This is a genomic window from Verrucosispora sp. ts21 (genome assembly GCF_002879555.1).
Classification (GTDB): Bacteria; Actinomycetota; Actinomycetes; order Mycobacteriales; family Micromonosporaceae; genus Micromonospora; species Micromonospora gifhornensis.
In genome coordinates this window covers 128675-147202 of record NZ_PNOZ01000006.1, presented here as the reverse complement: position 1 = coordinate 147202, position 18528 = coordinate 128675, and the positions used below count along the sequence as shown (strand labels likewise).

Annotated in this window: 16 protein-coding genes and 1 pseudogene; 8 read left to right on the top strand and 9 right to left on the bottom strand. The window is 70.8% G+C overall.

Annotated elements, in window-relative coordinates:
- Nucleotides 1–108: 108 nt before the first annotated feature.
- Nucleotides 109–621, bottom strand: a complete 513-nt coding sequence (locus tag C1A38_RS04260; protein WP_233196609.1) for a DUF8817 family protein — start codon at nucleotides 619–621, stop codon at nucleotides 109–111.
- A gap of 85 nt (nucleotides 622–706) precedes the next feature.
- Nucleotides 707–850, bottom strand: a pseudogene (locus tag C1A38_RS32535) (DUF8817 family protein); the annotation flags it as partial.
- Between the two features lie 292 nt (nucleotides 851–1142).
- On the opposite strand from C1A38_RS32535, the gene C1A38_RS04255 reads away from it, so the two are divergent.
- The 3 genes from C1A38_RS04255 (at nucleotide 1143) to C1A38_RS04245 (ending at nucleotide 4536) form a co-directional block, all read left to right on the top strand.
- Nucleotides 1143–2654 (top strand): glycoside hydrolase family 43 protein, encoded by a 1512-nt coding sequence (locus C1A38_RS04255; protein ID WP_233196608.1) that lies wholly within the window; start codon nucleotides 1143–1145, stop codon nucleotides 2652–2654.
- 85 nt (nucleotides 2655–2739) lie between these two features.
- On the top strand, nucleotides 2740–2967 hold the full coding sequence (locus C1A38_RS04250; RefSeq protein WP_013733504.1) for a cation:proton antiporter regulatory subunit: 228 nt from the start codon (nucleotides 2740–2742) through the stop codon (nucleotides 2965–2967).
- Nucleotides 2968–3057: 90 nt separating this feature from the next.
- A complete protein-coding gene (locus tag C1A38_RS04245) occupies nucleotides 3058–4536 on the top strand; it encodes a cation:proton antiporter domain-containing protein (RefSeq protein ID WP_102656502.1) in 1479 nt (492 codons plus the stop codon).
- A gap of 31 nt (nucleotides 4537–4567) precedes the next feature.
- Here C1A38_RS04245 and C1A38_RS04240 read toward each other — a convergent pair whose 3' ends face one another.
- From C1A38_RS04240 to C1A38_RS04230, 3 genes are all read right to left on the bottom strand, one after another.
- Nucleotides 4568–6262 carry a hypothetical protein gene (locus C1A38_RS04240; protein WP_233196613.1) on the bottom strand — a complete coding sequence of 565 codons (1695 nt, stop codon included), beginning with the start codon at nucleotides 6260–6262 and terminating at the stop codon, nucleotides 4568–4570.
- Nucleotides 6263–6524: 262 nt separating this feature from the next.
- Nucleotides 6525–8120, bottom strand: coding sequence for a xylulokinase (locus C1A38_RS04235; RefSeq protein WP_102656500.1), 1596 nt, complete (start codon nucleotides 8118–8120; stop codon nucleotides 6525–6527).
- 4 nt (nucleotides 8121–8124) lie between these two features.
- Complete coding sequence (locus C1A38_RS04230; RefSeq protein WP_102656499.1) at nucleotides 8125–10377, bottom strand: aminotransferase class III-fold pyridoxal phosphate-dependent enzyme; 2253 nt, start codon at nucleotides 10375–10377, stop codon at nucleotides 8125–8127.
- 116 nt (nucleotides 10378–10493) lie between these two features.
- Here C1A38_RS04230 and C1A38_RS04225 point away from each other — a divergent pair, with 116 nt between their 5' ends.
- Both C1A38_RS04225 and C1A38_RS04220 read left to right on the top strand, forming a co-directional pair.
- A complete protein-coding gene (locus tag C1A38_RS04225; RefSeq protein WP_102656498.1) occupies nucleotides 10494–11657 on the top strand; it encodes a PucR family transcriptional regulator in 1164 nt (387 codons plus the stop codon).
- 75 nt (nucleotides 11658–11732) lie between these two features.
- Entirely contained in the window at nucleotides 11733–12677 is a 945-nt protein-coding gene (locus C1A38_RS04220; RefSeq protein WP_102656497.1) for an acyltransferase domain-containing protein, read from the top strand.
- A gap of 28 nt (nucleotides 12678–12705) precedes the next feature.
- Here C1A38_RS04220 and C1A38_RS04215 read toward each other — a convergent pair whose 3' ends face one another.
- Nucleotides 12706–14082, bottom strand: coding sequence for a GNAT family N-acetyltransferase (locus tag C1A38_RS04215; protein WP_158244843.1), 1377 nt, complete (start codon nucleotides 14080–14082; stop codon nucleotides 12706–12708).
- A gap of 64 nt (nucleotides 14083–14146) precedes the next feature.
- On the opposite strand from C1A38_RS04215, the gene C1A38_RS04210 reads away from it, so the two are divergent.
- Entirely contained in the window at nucleotides 14147–14653 is a 507-nt protein-coding gene (locus C1A38_RS04210) for a DUF6584 family protein (RefSeq protein WP_102656495.1), read from the top strand.
- Between the two features lie 18 nt (nucleotides 14654–14671).
- Here the strand turns inward: C1A38_RS04210 and C1A38_RS04205 are convergent, their stop codons facing one another.
- The 3 genes from C1A38_RS04205 to C1A38_RS04195 are packed head-to-tail and all read right to left on the bottom strand — an operon-like array spanning nucleotide 14672 to nucleotide 16669.
- Nucleotides 14672–15160: a GNAT family N-acetyltransferase gene (locus tag C1A38_RS04205; protein WP_102656494.1), complete on the bottom strand. Its 489-nt coding sequence runs from the start codon at nucleotides 15158–15160 to the stop codon at nucleotides 14672–14674.
- 7 nt (nucleotides 15161–15167) lie between these two features.
- Nucleotides 15168–15935 (bottom strand): ABC transporter permease, encoded by a 768-nt coding sequence (locus tag C1A38_RS04200; protein WP_102656493.1) that lies wholly within the window; start codon nucleotides 15933–15935, stop codon nucleotides 15168–15170.
- Nucleotides 15932–16669 (bottom strand): ABC transporter ATP-binding protein, encoded by a 738-nt coding sequence (locus C1A38_RS04195; RefSeq protein WP_013733515.1) that lies wholly within the window; start codon nucleotides 16667–16669, stop codon nucleotides 15932–15934. The genes C1A38_RS04200 and C1A38_RS04195 overlap by 4 nt, the downstream gene beginning before the upstream one ends.
- A 110-nt stretch (nucleotides 16670–16779) precedes the next feature.
- Between C1A38_RS04195 and C1A38_RS04190 the strand changes: the two genes are divergently transcribed.
- Both C1A38_RS04190 and C1A38_RS04185 read left to right on the top strand, forming a co-directional pair.
- A complete protein-coding gene (locus C1A38_RS04190) occupies nucleotides 16780–17883 on the top strand; it encodes a sensor histidine kinase (protein WP_102656492.1) in 1104 nt (367 codons plus the stop codon).
- On the top strand, nucleotides 17880–18524 hold the full coding sequence (locus C1A38_RS04185; RefSeq protein WP_102656491.1) for a response regulator: 645 nt from the start codon (nucleotides 17880–17882) through the stop codon (nucleotides 18522–18524). The genes C1A38_RS04190 and C1A38_RS04185 overlap by 4 nt, the downstream gene beginning before the upstream one ends.
- Nucleotides 18525–18528 lie beyond the last annotated feature (4 nt).

The following is an 18528-nucleotide window of genomic DNA, read 5'->3' as shown; positions in this document are numbered from 1 at the left end:
GTAAACGACGTTGGTACTGCCCGACGGTCAGTTGTCCGCGGCGGTCGTTCACCGAATGCCCTTCCGAGACCAAAACCTCTTGATCAACCAGGGAAAGGGGGGCGGGAGTCAGGGGTGGGGGAGCCAGGGGGTGAGGGTGTCGGGGGTGGCGATGGAGTGGCGGATCTGGTCGCGTTCCTCGGCGGTCAGGGGCAGGGCGCGGAGTCGGTCGCCCCAGGCGGGCACCAGCTCCACCTTGCCCAGGGCGGTCGACAGTTCGATCAGGGCGGCGAGTGCCAACGCCTGCTCCACGGCGGGGGCCGCGTCGCCGTGCCGGCGCAGTCCGGAGTTGAGCGCGCGGAAGGCTGCCTGGTCGTCGCTCTTGAACTCGCGCAGGATGCGGGCGTTGTCGAGCACCCGGGCCAGACCGGCCAGCTCTTTCGACCCGCCGTACTCCAGTTCGGTCGGCTCGTCGCGGCGGATGAAGGTGATGATGTTGCCGGACGGGTCGACGACGCTGAACCGCGACGCACCGGGCCGGTAGCGGGTGATCCGGGGCAACCCGCGGGACAGCACCTTGCCGTACGTGCCACGCATCCCCGCGACGAACGCGGCATGGTACGGCGCGACCGCGTCGACCATCACCAGGCAGCCGGGTGTGCTGTTCGGCCGGCTCGAACCCCCGTGGCGGTCGGCCGTAGTGCAACTCGAAGCCGCTGAACTCGAAGGCGAGGAACAGGTACGGCTTGCGTTGCTCCCAGGTCACCGCGAAGCCGAGTGCCCGCCAGAAGGCGATCGTCTCGTCCGCCGCCGCGCAGGGCAGCAGCGGCACGGGGGTCTCGTTCGGCGTGATCCGTTCCTCGGTCGTCATCACCTGTTCCCCCGGTTCCGGTCGATGTCCTGACCAGTGTGTCCCGCCCACGTCGTAGTACCGGGGCCCCGGGGGGACAGGCCCCGATCGTCGGGTCTGATCTGCGCTCGGGCGGACCTCGCAGCAACCGATGTGCGTCGATGTCTTGACAGTGTGATGGGGGCCGTAAACACTTGCGAAACAAGCCGATAACAGTGAATCCGGCGCGTTGCCGGCATCTGTTGTTAACGCTCACAAGCGTGCTCGGCCGTGCATTGCCGTCCCTGGACCCCGCCGGCGAGGAGAGCTACGGATGTCGAGAGTTCTGGGTCGGATGAGTGCGCTGGTCGCCGCCGCCTGCCTACTGTTGCTGCCCGCCGCGCAGGCACCGCGCGCCGAGGCCGCCGCGCAGGCACCGCGCGCCGAAGCAGCCGCAGTGGGGCCGCGCGCCGAGGCGGCGGCGCTGGACCCGTTCACCGGATACCTGATGGCGCACTTCACCGGGGAGTCCGCCAACGGCGAGCAGGTCTACCTGGCCCACAGCTCCGACGGGCTGACCTGGCGCGACCTGAACAACGGCGGGCCGGTGCTGCTTTCCACCATCGGTACGCGTGGCGTCCGCGACCCCGCGCTGGTCCGCTCGCCCGCCGGTGACCGGTACTGGATCGTCGCGACCGATCTGCGCATCGCCAGCGGCACCTCCTGGAACGACGCCGCCAACCGGGGTAGCACCTCGCTCGTCGTGTGGGAGTCGCGTGACCTGGTGAACTGGTCCGCCCCCTGGTTGATCAACGTGGCCGGTGCGATCCCCGGAGCGGGCAACGCCTGGGCACCGGAGGCCATCTACAACCAGGCGACCGGCGACTACGTCATCTACTGGGCGACGAACTCCCCGCGCAACGGTGTCACCAAGCACCGGATCTGGTACGTGCGCACGACCGACTTCCGCAGCTTCACCGCCCCGCAGCTCTACATCGAGCGTCCGGGTGGTGGTCAGGGCATCATCGACACCCAGATCATCGAGGTGCCCAACAGCGTCGGCGGCTACCGCTACTACCGGGCCTCGGCCGACGGGCACATCGCGATCGAGGCCAGCAACTCGATCCTCGGCACCTGGACCAGCCTGGGCAACCTGTCCCACCTGGGCATCTCCAACGGCACCGGCGGCGGCAACGTGGTCGAGGGCCCGATGTGGATGCAGTTCAACGGCCGCAACGAGTGGGCGCTGTACCTCGACCAGTACGCCACGGGTCGCGGCTACCTGCCGATCACCTCGACGAACCTGGGCAGCGTCACCAACTTCCGGACCCGCTCCGACTACCACATGGGTGCCAGCCGCAAGCGGCACGGCTCGATCCTCAACCTGACCGCCGCCGAGCAGAGCCGGGTGCTCGCCCGCTGGCCGAGCAACGCCCCGGTGCACCGGATCCAGGCGTACACCCACCAGGACCGCTACGTCCGGCACGCCAACTACGACGTACGCATCGATGCCAACGTCAACCCCGCCCAGGACGCCCAGTTCCGGGTGGTGCCGGGCCTGGCCAACAACTCCGGGTACGTGTCGTTCGAGTCGGTCAACTATCCCGGCTACTACCTGCGGCACTACGGCTTCGACTTCGTGCTGGCGGCGAACGACGGCAGTTCGGTCTTCGCCGCCGACGCCACCTACCGGCAGGTAGCCGGGCTGGGCAACGGCGGTTGGTCGTCGTTCCAGTCGTACAACTACCCCGACCGGTACATCCGGCACTACGACTACCAGCTGCGCCTCGATCCGATCACCGACACGCAGAGCCGTAACGATGCCACGTTCCGGTTGATGTCGTGACTTTCACCCACCCGGTCTGAGTCGTGCCGGCCGGTCCGACTCGTACGATGGCGCAGGAGATCGCGCAGCGGCGGCGGGAGAGATCATGGGCAAAGGCATCTACGTGCAGGAACTGCCGGGCATCGGTAAGCGGTACGACGTCGACCTGGGCAGCAACACCCAGCGGATCTCGATCGTCGTACGCCGGGACGGTGCCCGGGACCTGTACGTCTTCGCCGCCGGCGCGGACGATCCGGTAGCGGTGATCGAGATGTCGGAGGAGCAGGCCCGCAAGGTGGGCGCGCTGCTGACCGGCACCTACTTCTCCGACTAGTCGGTCCTGCCGCGGGCCCCGGGGGTGACCTCGACGGCCCGCGTCGCCCTGCCCTGCCCTGCCCGTCGAGTTCACCCGGGAGTCCTCACCGTGCACGCCGACCTCGTGGGCTTCGGTGCCCTTGTGCTGATCGCGGGCCTGCTGGCCCGTTTCGGCCGCCGGATCAACCTGCCCACGGTGCCGTTCTTCATGCTCGCCGGCATCCTGCTCGGCCCGGGGACCCCGGGGCCGGTGCTGGTGTCCCATCCCGAGGATCTGGGCCTGCTCGCCTCGCTGGGTCTGGTCCTGCTGCTGTTCCATCTCGGCGTCGAGTTCCCGGTCGAGCAGGTGATCGGCAGCGGCAAGCGGTTGTTCGTGGCGGCCGGCGCGTACATCGGCCTCAACATCGGCGCCGGGCTGCTCTTCGGGTTCGCGCTCGGCTGGGGCGGCTACGAGGCGTTCGTGATAGCCGGCGCGTTGGGCATCTCCTCGTCGGCCATCGCCACCAAGCTGCTCATCGAGCTGCGTCGGCTGGCCAACGCGGAAACCCCGGTCATCCTCGGCATCATCGTGATCGAGGACCTGTTCCTCGCGCTGTACCTGGCGCTGCTGTCGCCGCTGCTGTCCGGGGCCGGGTCGGCGGGGGAGTTGGCGCTGCGCATCGGGCTCAGCTTCGGGTACCTGGTGGTGCTCTTCGCCGTCGCCCGGTACGGCGCCCGACTGGTCGGCAAGATCATCGACAGCAACGAGGACGAGCTGCTTGCCATCCTGATGGTCGGGCTGGTGGTGCTGGTGGCCGGCATCTCGGCCGAGATCGGTGTCTCCGACGCGATCGGTGCCCTGATGATCGGCCTGGTGGTGTCCCGCACCGCCATCCGGGAACGGGTGGAACGGCTGGTCCTGCCGCTGCGCGACGTCTTCGCGGCGGTCTTCTTCGTGGCGTTCGGGCTCAGCATCAACGTCAGCGCGATCGGCTCGGTGGCCCTGCCGGTGCTGCTGGCGGTCCTGATGACCGTGGTGACGAACGTGCTCGCCGGTCTGGTCGCCGGCCGGCTGTTCGGGCTCAACCAGCGTGGCGCGGCAAACGTGGGCCTGACCGTGCTGGGGCGCGGCGAATTCTCCCTGATCCTGGCCACCCTCGCGCTCGCCGCCGGCCTGGACGCCCGCCTCGGCCCGTTCATCGCCCTGTACGTGCTGGTGCTGGCGGTGACCAGCCCGCTGCTCGCGGCGAACTCGCGCTACCTGGCGCGGATCATCCCCGACCGGTTCCTGCACGGCAACTGGCGGTACGTGCGGGAGGAGACCATGAGCACCGCCTGCACCCACCTGGACCGGATCAACATCACCGAGTCCGACGCCGACGTGTGTCCGCAGTGCGTGGAGAGCGGCGACGACTGGGTGCAGCTGCGGATGTGCCTGACCTGCGGCGCGGTGGGCTGTTGCAGCGACTCGGTGAACAACCACGCCGAGGAGCACTACCGGCAGACCGGCCATCCGCTGATCCGGTCGTTGGAGCACGGCGAGCATTGGCGCTACTGCTACATCGACGGTGCCCTGGTCCGCGAGCCGATGGGCGCGACCCGGGAGTAGATGCTGGCCCGACCGCCGCGTCCCGTCCGGCTCAGCCGAGGTGGTAGACGAACGCGCCGTCGACCTCCTCCCTGGTGATGCCGAGACCATCCAGCGGTCGGGTGGTGACGCCGTCCCAGGGCGTGCCGAAGAGCTGGTCCGGCAGCACGACCACCGACCGGATGCCGACCTGCCGCAGGTAGGCGATGCTGGTGGCGTCGGGGAAGGTCGTGCTCACCGTACGGATCTGCTGCTGGTGGGGCGGCACGAAGTTGGCGAAACCGTTGGCGACCCGGGGGAACCCGTCGGTGGACCAGAGCATGACGTGGAATTCGGAGATGCCTTCGGCGGGCAGGACCAGCAACGGTTCGGGGGCTGACCGGATCGCCGTCGGCGCCGGTGGCGCGACCGGGTGCGGGGTGCGGTTGACGCCTTCGACCAGGACCAGCAGCAGCGGTGCCAGGAGCACGATCCGCCCGACCACTCGCGGCCACCGCATGGTGGGTAGTTGCCGACCGAACTCCGTGATCGCGCCGGCGGCGAGAATGGCGAGCAGCAGGCTCGTCCAGACCATCAGCCGCCCGGGGGTTCGCAGCGCGTCCCAGCCGGGCAGCAGGCGCGACAACGTCATGTATCCCGGGTCGCCGTCACCGATGAGGTTGCTGCCCAGCCCGAGCGCACCGCTGACCAGCACACCGAGCCCGAGCAGGAGACGGTGCCGCAGGCGGAACACCGAGTAGCTCAGCCCGGCCACCGCAAGCATGATCAACGTGACGCCGGGCAGCAGGGCCATCTCCGGCGGCCAGGTCAACTGCGCCCGTGCGGGCTCGAAGTAGTCACCCCACAGCCAGGAGTCCGCCGGAGCGATGAAGTATCCGGCCAGGGGCGGAGAGAACATCTCCGTCCAGGACAGATCCCGGCGCGCCTGCGGATACAGCTCCACCACCCGCAGGAACGTGGTCCCCAGCCAGAGGCACACCGCACCGAAGACGACGCCACCGAACAGGTTGGCCAGCACCACCCGGCGACCCAGGATCCACCGGCCGCTGCGCCACCGGCGCCAACCGATCGCCGCCACCACCACCAGCCCGGCGCCGGCCAGGATGTAGATCAGCGGTAGGCCGATCGCGAGGCCGAGGAGCACCTGCCAGGTGGCAACCAGCCAGCCGGCCACGATCCAGCCTGGGCGGTGCAGCGCCGGCCGGTGCCCCTCCCGCAGCGACCAGCCGTGACCACGAGCCAGCATGGCCAGGCACAACGCGATGCCGCCGGTGGAGAGGATGTTCAGGTGGCCGCTGTGGGCGAGCCGCCACGGCGCGAAGGCCCAGGCGATGCCGGCGACCGCCGCCGCCGTCCGGATGCCACCCAGCTGACGCACCAGGGCGTACGCCCCGACGAAGGCGAGCGCGTGGGCGAAGACGTAGAGCAGGTTGTAGCGGAACACGGCCGCTTCCATGCTGCCGCCGAGCATCCCGACGGGCGCGTACCCGAGCAGGGTGTCGGTGTAGGCGTAGGTGTACGCCTCCGGGAACAACGCATTGGAGTGCCAGAGCGCAAGTGGGTCGGTGAGCAGGGCGTGCCCGGCCCAGGCGACCTGCCATGCCTGCAATGTGGGATCCCCGATGTCGCCGGGGATGGTCGTCCACGGATGCTTCAGGGTCGGCCAGGTGAGGACGACGGCCAACACCAGACCGGCAAGCGACGCCAAGGTCCATTCGTGACGCAGCAGCCGCGACGCCGTCCGCAGGGCACCGGCCGGACCTGCTTCACCGGGACCGGACTCCGGTGCCGAATCCTCCTGGTCAGGGTGCGGTTGCTGGTCGTCGGCGGCAGAGGTTCCGAGAACCTCCCGACGTGTCGTCTCCACGTACCCTCCTGGCGCTGGCCGGCGTCGGCGTCCTAGCCTCGCATCCACGGCAGATAAACGCCATCATCGATGGATTCCGGAACTTCCGGAACCGGCGCCCGGCTGTTGATCCCGACCGGTGAGAGATGAGGGTCGGCCTGCGTCAGCGGGCACGGTTCAGCCGGCGGTACACCGGGGCCAGCCGCTGGTGCAGGTCCCGGTAGACGGCGAAGATCTCGTCGTAGGTGGCCCGGTGCTGTGGCGTCGGGGTGAAGACCCGGTCGGTGCGCATCAGGTCGGGAATGTCGGCGAAGTCGAGCCGGCCGGCGCCGACCGCACCGATCCAGCCGGCTCCGCGGGTGTTGACCGCCAGCGGCTGGGCGTCGCGGTGGATCTGCACGCCCAGCACGTCGGCGAAGATCTGGCACCACGAGTCCGACAGCGCCCCACCACCGGTGATGGCCAGCGAGGTGACCGGCGTGCCGAGGAACCGGTCGACCGCGGCGGTCAGCCAGCGGGTGTTGAGGGCCACCCCCTCGAAGACCGCCCGCAGCAGGTCGGAGCGGTTGGTGTCCAGCGAGATGTTGAGGAACCCGGCGCGCAGGTGCGCGTCGTCGACCGGGGCTCGTTCGCCGTACAGCCAGGGGGTGTAGAGCACGCCGTTCGCGCCCGGCGGCACCGTCGGGATGATCATGTCGAAGGCGTCGAAGATGGAGCCCTCGTCGCGGCTGACGTACCCGGCGCCGAGCAGCGGATCGTCGTACTCGACGACCTTGTCGCGCAGCCAGGTGAGGTTGGCCCCGGCGGTGGCCTGCAGCGCGGTCATCAGGTAGCGGTCGCCGATCGCGCAGGGCACCGAGGCGATGCCCGCCACCACGTCGGTCTTCTTGCGCGGCACGTGCGCGGCGATCCACGACGAGGTGCCCAGGTAGAGGTGGGCCTGGCGGTCGCCGGTGGTGCCGGCGCCGATCGCCGCCGCGGTGGTGTCGATCGCCCCGGCGACCACCTGCACCGACTCGGGCAGGCCCAGGTGCGTGGCGGCGGCCGGGGTCAGCGGGCCGAGCACCTCGGTGCAGGTGACTATGGGCGGCAACTTGTCGGCGTCGATGCCGCAGGCGGCGACCAGCGCGGGGGAGTAGCGGATGTCACCGGGCCGGCGGTTGTCGGTGACCCAGGAGGTGAGGATCGAGTCGACGGTGGCGACCGTCCGTCCGGTGAGCCGCAGGTTGATCCAGTCGAGCACGTTGAGGAAGGCGGCGGTGCGGGCGTACACCTGTGGTTGTTCGTCGCGGACGAACAGCATGTGGGCGGCCGGGTCCTTGCCCGTCGGCGAGGGCATGCCGCCGGTGAGCCGCAGCCACCGCGCGATGCGGCGCACCGACATGCCCTGGTACGCGGGAAAGCCGCCGAACTGTCGACGCAGGTGGGGTGCGCCCCGCATGTCCAGCCAGGAGATGCACGGCGTCAGCGGCTCCCCGGCGGCGTCCACGGCGATGGTGCCCTCGCCCTGGGTGGAGGCGCAGACCGTGGCCACCGCCCGCATCTGGTCGGGATGGGCGCGGCCCAGGTCCGCGGCGACCGCGCCGAGCGCCGCCCACCAGGTCGCCGGGTCCTGCTCGGCGCCGCCACCGGGCAGCACCCGCAGCGGCAGGGACCGCTCGGCCCAGCCGGTGACGGTGCCGTCGGCGGCGACCAGGGCGGCCTTCAACGCCGAGGTGCCCAGGTCGATCGCGAAGACCTGGGGTGCGGTGGCGGCCACCGGCTCAGACCCCCTCGACGAGGGCGAAGACCTGATCGAAGCGGGCCAGAGCGTCATCGATGACGGCGTCGGTGTCGGCCATCGAGGTGTACATCCGGGAACCGGCCAGGGTGATGATGCCGTGCGCGGTGTACGCCGCACCCATCTGCTCCATCAGCCGCTTGCGGGCCTTGTTCTCCTTGAGCAGCTTGACCGGGTTGCGCATGTCCAGCAGCATCACGCCGCTGCACTCCAGGTGCACGATCGAACCCTGGTTGTACGCGACGTACGGCAGCCCGTACGAGTCGATCAGCCGTTGCAGCCCTCGGGTCAGCCGGTCACCGGCCCGCCCGGCGATCACCGGCGCTCCGGTCCGGGCCATCTCCTCGATGGCGAAGTAGCCGGCCGCGCAGGACAGCGGGTTGGCCGACAGGGTCCCGCCGACCTGGATGTGCGCTCCGCTCCTGCCGTCCAACCCGGAACCGAAGACCGCCATCACGTCGGCCCGACCGCCGACTCCGCCGGCCATCGGGTAGCCGCCGGAGACCGCCTTGCCGAGCACTGTCAGATCCGGGGTGACGCCGAAGTAGCCGGCCGCGCCGCCGAGGCCGAGCCGGAACCCGGTGACCACCTCGTCGAAGATCAGCAGCGCGCTGAACTCGTCGCACAACTCACGGACCTTGGCGTTGAAGTCCCGTGGCGCGGGCCGGGTGCCGGATTCCGGGCCGACCGGCTCGACCACCACCGCCGCCGTGCCGCCGCGCAGCCGGTTCTCGATCAGCTTGCGTTTGAGTTGACCGAGGTCGTGCGGGAACGCCTCCCGGGTGCGGGCGGTGGCACCGAACGGGATGCCCTTGGCGTTCATCCGGTACGTGCCGGGCACCCGCAGTCCGTAGACCATCGTGTCGGACCAGCCGTGGTACGCCCCACCGACCTTGATCACCATCTTCTTGCCGGTGAAGGCGCGTGCGCCGCGTACCGCCGCCATCACCGCCTCGGTGCCGGAGCCCAGGGAGCGGTACATCTGGATGTGCGGCATGTACCGGTGGATGATCTCGGCGAGTTTGAGTTCGTACTCGTGGAACAGGCCGGTCACCGGCCCGCAGTCGCGGACCACCTCGGCGACCCGTTCGTTGACCGGCCCGTAGTTGCTGCCCAGGATGGTCGGCCCACCGGCCTGGAGGAAGTCGATGTAGGTGTTGCCGTCCCGGTCGACCAGGTACGCCCCCTCGGCCTTCTCGATCGCGAGGGGGAACGGGTAGTTGAAGGCCAGGTTGTGCTGCACCCCGCCGGGGATGCGCCGCTTGGCCCGGTCGGTGATCTCCTTGCTGGCCCGGCACTTGGTGTCGAAGTAGTTCAGCACGTCCAGCAGCGCGTCGTGACGCAGCCCGCGGATCGGCTGGGCGGTCAGCGCCTTGAGTCGACGCATCACGTCGTCGACGTCCGGGTACGCGCTGATCGCGTACCCGAGCCGCGCGGACTCGGCCCCCGGCGCCTCGTCCGACCCGACGGCGGCCCCCGCCGTGGTGTCCGCGGCGACCGCTTCCGCGCTGGGCAGGGCCTCGTCGGCCGGTACCCGCAGCGGCTCCACCGCCTCGGTGATCTGCGCGGCGATGCGCTTCTCGTCGGCCCGCAACTTGCCGAAGGCGATCTCCCGGATCGCCGTCGGAATGGTGTGCACCTTGCCCGCCTCGCTTGTCAACGCCAGCAGGTACGCGATGGAGACCTTCTCCAGCAGCGCCATGTTGAACACCGCCCGATCCGGGTCGGTGCCCACCGCCACCACCCCGTGATTGGCGATGATGAACGCGTTGTCCCCGCTGGCCACCTTCTTCTGCACGTTGCGGGCCAGGAACGAGGTGCCCGACGGGGCGTAGTCGATGATGGCCACCTCGCGGCCGAGGAACCGCACCTGCTCGTCGGTGAGCGCCGGGATCGGCTTGCGCAGAAAGGCCAGCGCCGAGGCGTACGGCTGGTGGGTGTGCACGATCGCGTTGACGTCCGGGCGTTCCCGGTAGATGTTGGCGTGCATGCCGCACTCGATGGAGGGCTTGAGTTCGACGCCGGAGTCGTCGGGCACGTGCCTGCCGTCGAAGTCGACGATGCAGATGTCCTCGACCCGCATCCGGTCGTAGTCGTAGTTGCTCGGGGTGACCGCGTACAGCCGGTGACCGGGCACCCGCACCGACACGTTGCCCTCGGTGGCCTTGAGGTAGCCACGGGCGAGCATGGTGCGGCACATGTCGACCACGTGCTGGCGGGACCGGCGATGCTGCACGGCACTCTCCTCGGTCGGCGGTGGCGTCCATGGTCACCCGGACCGGGTGTCGAGACACCGTCCCGCCGGCAGCGACAATCACCGCCGTTTTTGTACTGCCGTGACAAAATCGCCGGGTGACCGTGCCCGGGTCCGCGCCTGCCTGGCGACGCCTCTCCGCCGACCTGGCCACCGCCATGCGTCCGCACCTGCCGGTGACTGTCGACGCCGTGGCGGTCGCGGTCACCGAGGCCACGCCGGCCTTCGCCGGGATCGCCGACGACAAGTTCGCCCGGGACGTGCGGCACGCCGTCCAGGTCGCGCTCGACCGTTTCCTCGACCTGGTCGGCACCGACCAGCCGGCGCTGCCCGGCGCTTTCCGGGAGGTCTTCGTCGCCCTCGGCGCCGCCGAGGCACGCGAGGAGCGCGGACCGGAGGCGCTGCTCGCCGCCCTGCGGATGGCGGGGCGGCAGCTGCTGCGTACCGCGTCGCAGTCGCTGGCCCGGCTGCGTCCGGTCGGTACCGAGGAACTGATCGACCTCTCCGACGCGGTCACCGCGTACGTCGACGAACTGGCCGCGGCGAGCACCGACGGGTACGCCCTGCAACTGCGCGAGCAGGCCGGCGAGGGCGACCGCCGCCGGCACCTCGCCGAGCTGCTGCTGCGCGGCGACGGCATGCCCAGCGCGGTCGGCGCGGCGGCGGCCCGGATCGGCTGGCCCGACCTCGACGCCGTGGTGCCGGTGCTGCTGCCGCTGGACCAGGCCCGCGACGTGCGGTTCCGGTACGGCCCGGACGGTCTGGTGGTCGAGCGTGGCCGGGATGCGGTGCTGCTGCTGCGGGCCGGTCCTCGCGCCACCCGGGCCGCGCTGGCCGAGGCGCTGGCCGGGCGGTGGGCCGTGGTGGGACCGGGACTGGCCTGGCCCCAGGTGCCGGCGGCGGTCCGGCTCGCCGAGTTGGCAGCCGGGCTGCTCGGGCCCGACCCGGGTCCGATCTTCGTCGACGATCACCTGGTCGCGCTGGCCCTGCGTGGCGAGACCGGCGCCCTGGCGGTGCTCACCGCCCGCCGTCTCGCCCCGCTTGCCGACCTGCGTGCCGCGCAGCGGGAGAACCTGCTGTCCACCCTGCACAGCTGGCTGCGGCACTGGGGTTCGCGGGCCGAGGTCTCCGCCGAGTTGTTCGTGCACCCGCAGACGGTCAGTTACCGGCTCAAGCGCCTGCGCGAGCTGTACGGCGACCAGTTGGACGACCCGCGCGCCCGATTCGAGCTGATGGTGGTGCTGGCCAGCCGGCTCGGTTGAGATGGCAGAGGCCCGGCGGACCGCCGGGCCTCTGTCGTCTTCTGCTCCGGACCGCCGGTCGGTAGGGTCGGCCGAGTGAACCCTGCCGACACCGCCGCTCGACTCGCAGTGCCCGTCGAGGAGGTCGAGCGGGTGCAGCGGCTCGCCGGTGACCGACCGTCGGCGCCGCTGCCCGCCGCTTCCGACGCACCGGCGATCCTGGACCGGCTCGCGGTCCCGCCCGACGACGCCGCCGAGATCATGGCGGGCTGGCCCGACCCCGACTCACCACACTGGACGCCGGAGCTGCGGTGGCTGCTCGACCGCTCGATCGCGCTGGTCCGCGCCGATCTCGGGGGCCACGGCTGGCTGGTGCCCGGTCCGGAGCTGCCCCGTGACCGAGGTCCCGCCTGGCGGCACCTCTACGTGTACGCGTACCTGGCCCTTGTCGATGTCGCCATGGCGTACCACCGCGACCACGGCATCGCCGACGCGGTCTCCTGGACGACCCTCGCGGACCTCGGCCGGAACCTGGCGATCGACAGGCGGATGCGCGGTGAGGGCTGGCCGGTCATGCGGAGCTGGCTGACGCTGCACACCCGCGGCAGCCTGTACGAGCTGGGCCGGTTGCAGTACCACCGCGCCGGCGCCACCATCGACCTGCACATCCCGGACTCCGGGCCGCTGAGCCCCGAGGCGATCGACGCGTCGCTGGACGAGGCGCGGGCGTTCTTCCCACGTCACTTCCCCGACGAGCACTACACCGCGTTCGCCTGCGGCTCGTGGCTGCTCGATCCGCAGCTGGCGGAGTACCTGCCCGAGGACTCCAACATCATCCGGTTCCAGCGCCGGTTCGAGTTGGAGCCCTACGAGCAGCCCGAAGGGCTGGACGCCGACGTCGAAGTCCTGCGGTTCGTGTTCCGTACCCTGAGCACGCCCCTGGACGCGTTGCCCCGCCGTACCGTGCTGCAACGCGCGATCATCGACCACCTGGCCGCCGGCCACCACTGGCAGTGGCGGCGCGGCCGATTCCCCCTCTAACGCACGCCAGGCGGCGACCGACGCGCGCCTACGCCACCGCCAACACCTCGGCGAGCATCCGATGACCCTGGGCTTCGAACGACTCGTCACCCACCTGGTGGGCCCACGCCGCGGTGCCGATCGCCGCGCGGACCAGGGTGCGGTACCACGCGTCCGCCTCGCGCGGATCGGCACCGTACCCGTCCAGGAAGGCCGCTTCCAGGCGCGGATCGCGACGGAAGTCCTGCACCGCCAGTCGGGCGAAGTCGGTGAGCGCGGGACGCAGCGCCGCCCGGCCGAAGTCGATGATGCTCACGACGCCGTCGTGCACGAGCCAGTTGCGGGGCTGCCAGTCCCCGTGGGTGGGCACGAGGGTCGACGGCGGGGTCGGCCAGTCGGCGATCTCGGCGCGCAGCCGCGCGACGGTGCTCGCGGCGATCCGGTGCGGCCGGTCGAGCCAGGCCAGTGACCGTTCGTTCTCCCGTCGCTCGTAGTCGTCGTCGACCACGGCGCTCTGGGCGTGCAGCGGCGCCAGCAGGTCGCCCGCCTGCCGGTACGTGTCGGGCTGATCGGCATGCGCGGTGCCGAGCACCAGCACCCCGGGCAGGTAGCGGGTGACGAGGAGCTGGTCCTCCGCGCTGCCGTGCACCAGCATCGGCGCGCGACCCCGGTCGGTCCAGGGCCGCAACCAGTTGCGGTGGGCGTGCAGTTCCCGCTCGATGTGGCTGTCGTCGGCAGCACCGGCCTTGACGATGAATCGTGACCCCGCGCAGGACACCTCGATCACCCGCGTCGCCACCAGACCCCAGCTGTGGTCCCGCACGAGGGTCGCGCCCGGAAGCCACCGCCGCAGCAGGGCCCGCTGCCGTGGCGCGAGGGCCTCGTCCCAGCTCGGCACCGTCGCAGGAAGCGGCCCGGTGCGATCGGCCCGGTCGGATGCGCCAGCGGTGTCCTTCGCCGACAGCGCCGTGGTCGGAGGGTGGGCGTACTGCGTGATCCAGAGACCGGGGATGACCTCCACCTCGCCGGTGCGCACGAACCCGAGACCCTCGTACAACCTTCTGGCGGGCCGGTTGTCCCGTCCCGTCGCCACGACGGCTCGACGGTGACCGGCCGAGGCGAGAACTGCGCCCACCAACGCCCGGCCGGCACCTCGCCGATGCACCGCCGGGTCGACGACGAGCCGTTCGATGTCCACCACCGAGTCGTCCTGCGACCAGCCGATCGCCGCGATCAGCCGGTGCTCCTGGAAGGCGCCGAGCCACCTCAGCGGCGCGGCACGCACCTCGTCGAGCGTCTCGTGCAACGGCGGGATCCGGTCGTCGCCGATGATCGCCGCCTCTACCGCGTACGCCGCATGCTGCACCGTCAGCAGCGCCCGCGCCAGGGACTCGTCCCCGCCGGGTGCGATCTCCCGGATCTCCATGGGTCGATCTCGCCTTCCCAAATCGGCTTTCGAAGCGACCGCCCGATCTTGCACCATGACGGGCATGGGGAAAGCGCAGGTGCTGGCGAAGGTCACCGAGGATCTGCGGCGCGGGCACTACCACCCTGCCATGCAGCGCTTGGCGAGCCTCACCGCCGCCCACCCCGACGATCTGGAACTGCGGGCCCGGCGTGCGGCGCTGTACCGGCAGGTGGGCAACGTGGTCGAAGCCGGGCGGTGGGGCTTTCTCAGCGAGGACGCCACCACGCCGGAGATCGCGGCGTTCGAACGAGCCCACCCGAGCGCCTGGCGACGTCTGCGGTTGCTGCGCGTCAACGCCGACACGGCCGACCACCTCGGGCCCGTGGCCGGGGCGCGGCTGACGCGGTTGATCGAGCAGGCCGGTGCAGCGGGCCTGGGCCGCGTGACCTGGACCGAGAACGGACCGGAACCCGCACCTCCCGGTTTCTGGAGCGTCACGTTCCCCTGCCTGGTGGCGACCGCGTTCGGCGTGAGCGCCGTGGGGCTCGCCGTGATCGGGCTCGTCACCGTGATCCGCTGGATCTTCTAGACCCAAGCCCGTGGCAGGTCAACGACCGAGCCGGCCGGGGGAGAGGACATAGTGGCGTACGGTCACTGGCCGGCCATCCGCAGTGGTCCAGTCCGCAGTGCTCGTGCCGCTGTTGCGCCATCCCTGCTCTTCGTACAGCGCCACGGCCGACGAGTCGGCCCGGTCGACCACCTGCAACGTCAGGGTGATCTGTTGATCTTCGGCCCACTGCGCGGCCCGCTGCAGCAGATCGGTGCCGACGCGACGGCGACGGTAAACGGGTGCGACGAACAACCGGACCACCTCGGTCCCGTCGTCTGGTGTCTGTTCAACAGCGAGGTGCCCGACCACGTCGCCGCTCTCGCTCACGGCGACCCACGCCCGGCGCAGCCACGTCGGGCACAACCAGCGGTACGGGTCGGCAGGCCAGTTGAGCGGGTACCGGTCGGCGCGGTGCACCTCGGCCAGCAACCGCACGCAGGCGGGTAGGTCGGCCGGCGTACGGTCGCGGATGAGGTGGCCAGTCACGTCGGGATTATTCCCAGCGGAACAGGAGGCCGGCTACCAGGGTGCCGACGAGGACTGTCGCGCCGAGACCGAGCAGGTGCGCTCCGCCGACGGCCGAGCCGGTCCAGGCGGACGAGATGGCCTGCACGGCGGCGCCGAAGGGCAGCCAGCCGCCGAGGTCGGCGAGCGGATCGGGCAACGTCTGCCGGCCACCGAACATGCCGCCGAGGGCACCGAGGAGGAAGAACGTGACAAGGCCGAGGGCCACGGCCGAGTTCGGTGTCGGTGCGACCGCCGCGACAAGCATGCCGATGGCGTACATCGCCGCCATGGTGAGCGCCAGCACGCCGAGCGCCACCGCGACGTCGGCGGGCGGGCGGGCGTCGAACACCAGCACCGCCACCCCGGCGGCCACCGTGATGCCGACGAGCGTCTGCGCGACGCTCACGATCGCCTGGGCGGCCAGCACCAGAGCCGGCGAGAGCGGGGTGACCGCCAGCCGCCGCAGGATGCCCGAGCGTCGGTAGTAGGCCAGGAAGCTCGGCATGTTGATGATGCCGATCATCGCCACGACCATGGTGACCACCAGCGGAAGGACGTACACCTCCAACGCCGTACGCCCGTCGGCCACGACCTGGTTGCCGGCGGAACCGGCGCTGGTCAGCAGGATCAGCAGCGGCAGGCCCAGCGGGACGATCAGTCCTGCGGTGTCCCGTACGACCATCCTGGCCTCGCAGCCGACCAGGACGAGCAGGGCGCGTGGCCCGGGCCGATGGGGCATGATCGCGGTGGTCATGTCGCCTCCTCGAGGTCCTTGCCGGTCAACGTGACGAACGCGTCGTCGAGGGTGTCGGTGCCGGCCCGGGCACGCAGACCGGCGGGCGTGTCCACCGCGACGACCCGGCCGGCGTCGAGGACGGCGACCCGGTCGCAGAGCCGTTCGACCTCCTCCATCGCGTGGCTGACCAGCAGGACGGTGACCGCCTCGGACTTGAGTTGCTCGATGGCGCTCCACATGCGTCGCCGGGCCGCCGGGTCCAGGCCGGTGGTGAGCTCGTCGAGGATCGCGACCCGTGGCCGCCCGACGAGCGCGAGGGCGATGGAGAGCCGCTGCTTCTGCCCACCGGAGAGCTTCTCGAAGATGGTCCGGCGCTGCCGGGTCAGGTCGACCAGTTCCAGCAGTTCGTCGGCGGGACGCGGATCGGGATAGAAGCTGCGGTACAGCTCGACCAGTTCGCTGACGCGCAGCGCGTGGTGCAGGTAGGCGTCCTGAAGTTGGACGCCGAGCACCTGCCGCAGTCGGGCGCGGTCGCGACGGGGGTCGAGGCCGAGGACGCGTACCTGCCCTCGGTCGGGCACCCGCAGGCCGGCGATCATCTCGATGGTCGTCGTTTTGCCGGCACCGTTGGTGCCGAGGATGCCCATGGTCTCGCCGGGCGCGACCCGCAGGCTCACCTGCGCCACCGCCTGGACGTGGCGGTAGCTCTTGGCGAGGTTCTCGGCGAGGACGGCCGTCTCGGAACTGGTCATGCTCCGACGCTACGAGCGTCGCCGGGACGATGTCCGGTGCCGGAAGTCATCACCGGCGACCATGACTTCCGGCACCGGTGACCAGGACGAACCCCACCTAGGGTGGGGACATGCGACGTGTCGGCACCGAGGAGTGGTCCGGTCTGGCGATGCTCGTGGTGGCGGTGGCCGTTGCCGCCCCCGGCCTGTTCGGCGCGGCCGAGCTGATGATCGGGCGGGGCTGGTGGCTCGCCCTGTTCGTCCTGCTGCTGGCGGCGCTGCTCACCGCGACGGCCGCGCCCGAGCAGGGCCGGTCGCGGTACGTGGCGTACGGGGTGGCCGTCGTCGCCGCCTGGACGTTGGTGCTCACCGCGCGACACCTGGGGTTGCTGCCCGTGCTGCTGGTCCTCACCGCCGCGGTGAGCGTCTACGTGGTTCCGCTGTCCGTCGGGCTGACCGTGGTCGGCCTCAACACGGCGGTGATCATCCTCGTCGCGGTGCCGACCACCCGTACGCCGGCGGAGCTGACCCTGGTCGTCGGCTTCTACCTGCTCATCCAGCTGGCCTCGCTGCTCAGCTCGATGACCCTGCTGCGCGAACAGCGGATGCGTCGTGAGCTGGCCGCCGCACACGTCGAGTTGAAGGCCGCCGGTCTGCGCCTGGAGGAATCGGCGCGGACCGAGGAACGTCTGCGGATCTCCCGGGAGCTGCACGACCTGATCGGCCACCAGTTGACCGTGTTGACCCTGGAGCTGGAGACCGCCCGGCACCGCGACGGTGCTGCGGCGCGGGAGCACGTGGAGCGGGCCGACCGTGTCGCCCGGGACCTGCTCGGCGACGTCCGGGCCACGGTCGGACAGTTGCGTACGGAGACCGTCGATCTCGGTCAGGCGCTCCGGCGGATGGCGCGTGACCTGCCCGGCCTCGACGTGTCGATCGACGTGTCGGCCGACGTACAGGTGGACGAGGAGCGCGCGGCGGCGTTCGTCCGCGCGGCACAGGAGATCATCACCAACACCATCCGGCACGCCGAGGCGCAGCGGCTGCGGATCTCGGTCACCGGTGACGACGGTGCCGCGGTGCTCGACGCGCACGACGACGGACGCGGCGCGCGTAGGCCGACGTTCGGCAACGGGCTGCGAGGGTTGCGGGAACGCTTCGAGGCGCTCGGCGGCGAGGTGGTCATCGACGGCTCGGCGGGCTTCCGGGTGACCGCACGGGTGCCCACGCCATGATCCGGGTGGTGGTCGTGGACGACCAGACCCTCGTCCGGCAGGGCATCCGTGGGCTGCTGGAGGTCGCCCAGGTCGACGTCGTCGGTGAGGCCGCCGACGGCCGGGCCGCGCTGCCGGTGATCGCACAGACCATGCCCGACGTGATCCTGCTGGACCTGCGGATGCCCCGCTTCGACGGCATCTGGACCATCGAACAGCTCAAGGCCGCCGACATCGACATCCCGGTGCTGGTGTTGACCACGTTCGACGACGACGCGCTGGTGCTCGGTGCCCTCCGCGCGGGGGCGCGCGGCTACCTGCTCAAGGACGTGACGCTGGAGCAGCTGACCCGGGCGATCCACACACTCGCCGACGGTGGCACGCTCATCGCCCCGTCGATCACCGACCGGATGCTGCGGGCGATCCGTTCGGGCCCCTCACCGGCCGGCCCGGACGCGCCCACCGTGCAGAGCCTCACCGAGCGTGAGCGGGAGGTGCTGCGGCTGGTCGCGCACGGTTACAGCAACCGGGAGATCGCCGGTGCGCTCTTCCTGGCCGAGGGTACGGTCAAGAACCATGTCTCCATGATCCTGACCAAGCTCGGCGCCCGGGACCGGACGAACGCGGTGCTGCGCGCCCTGCACGAGGGCATCCTCGACTGACTCT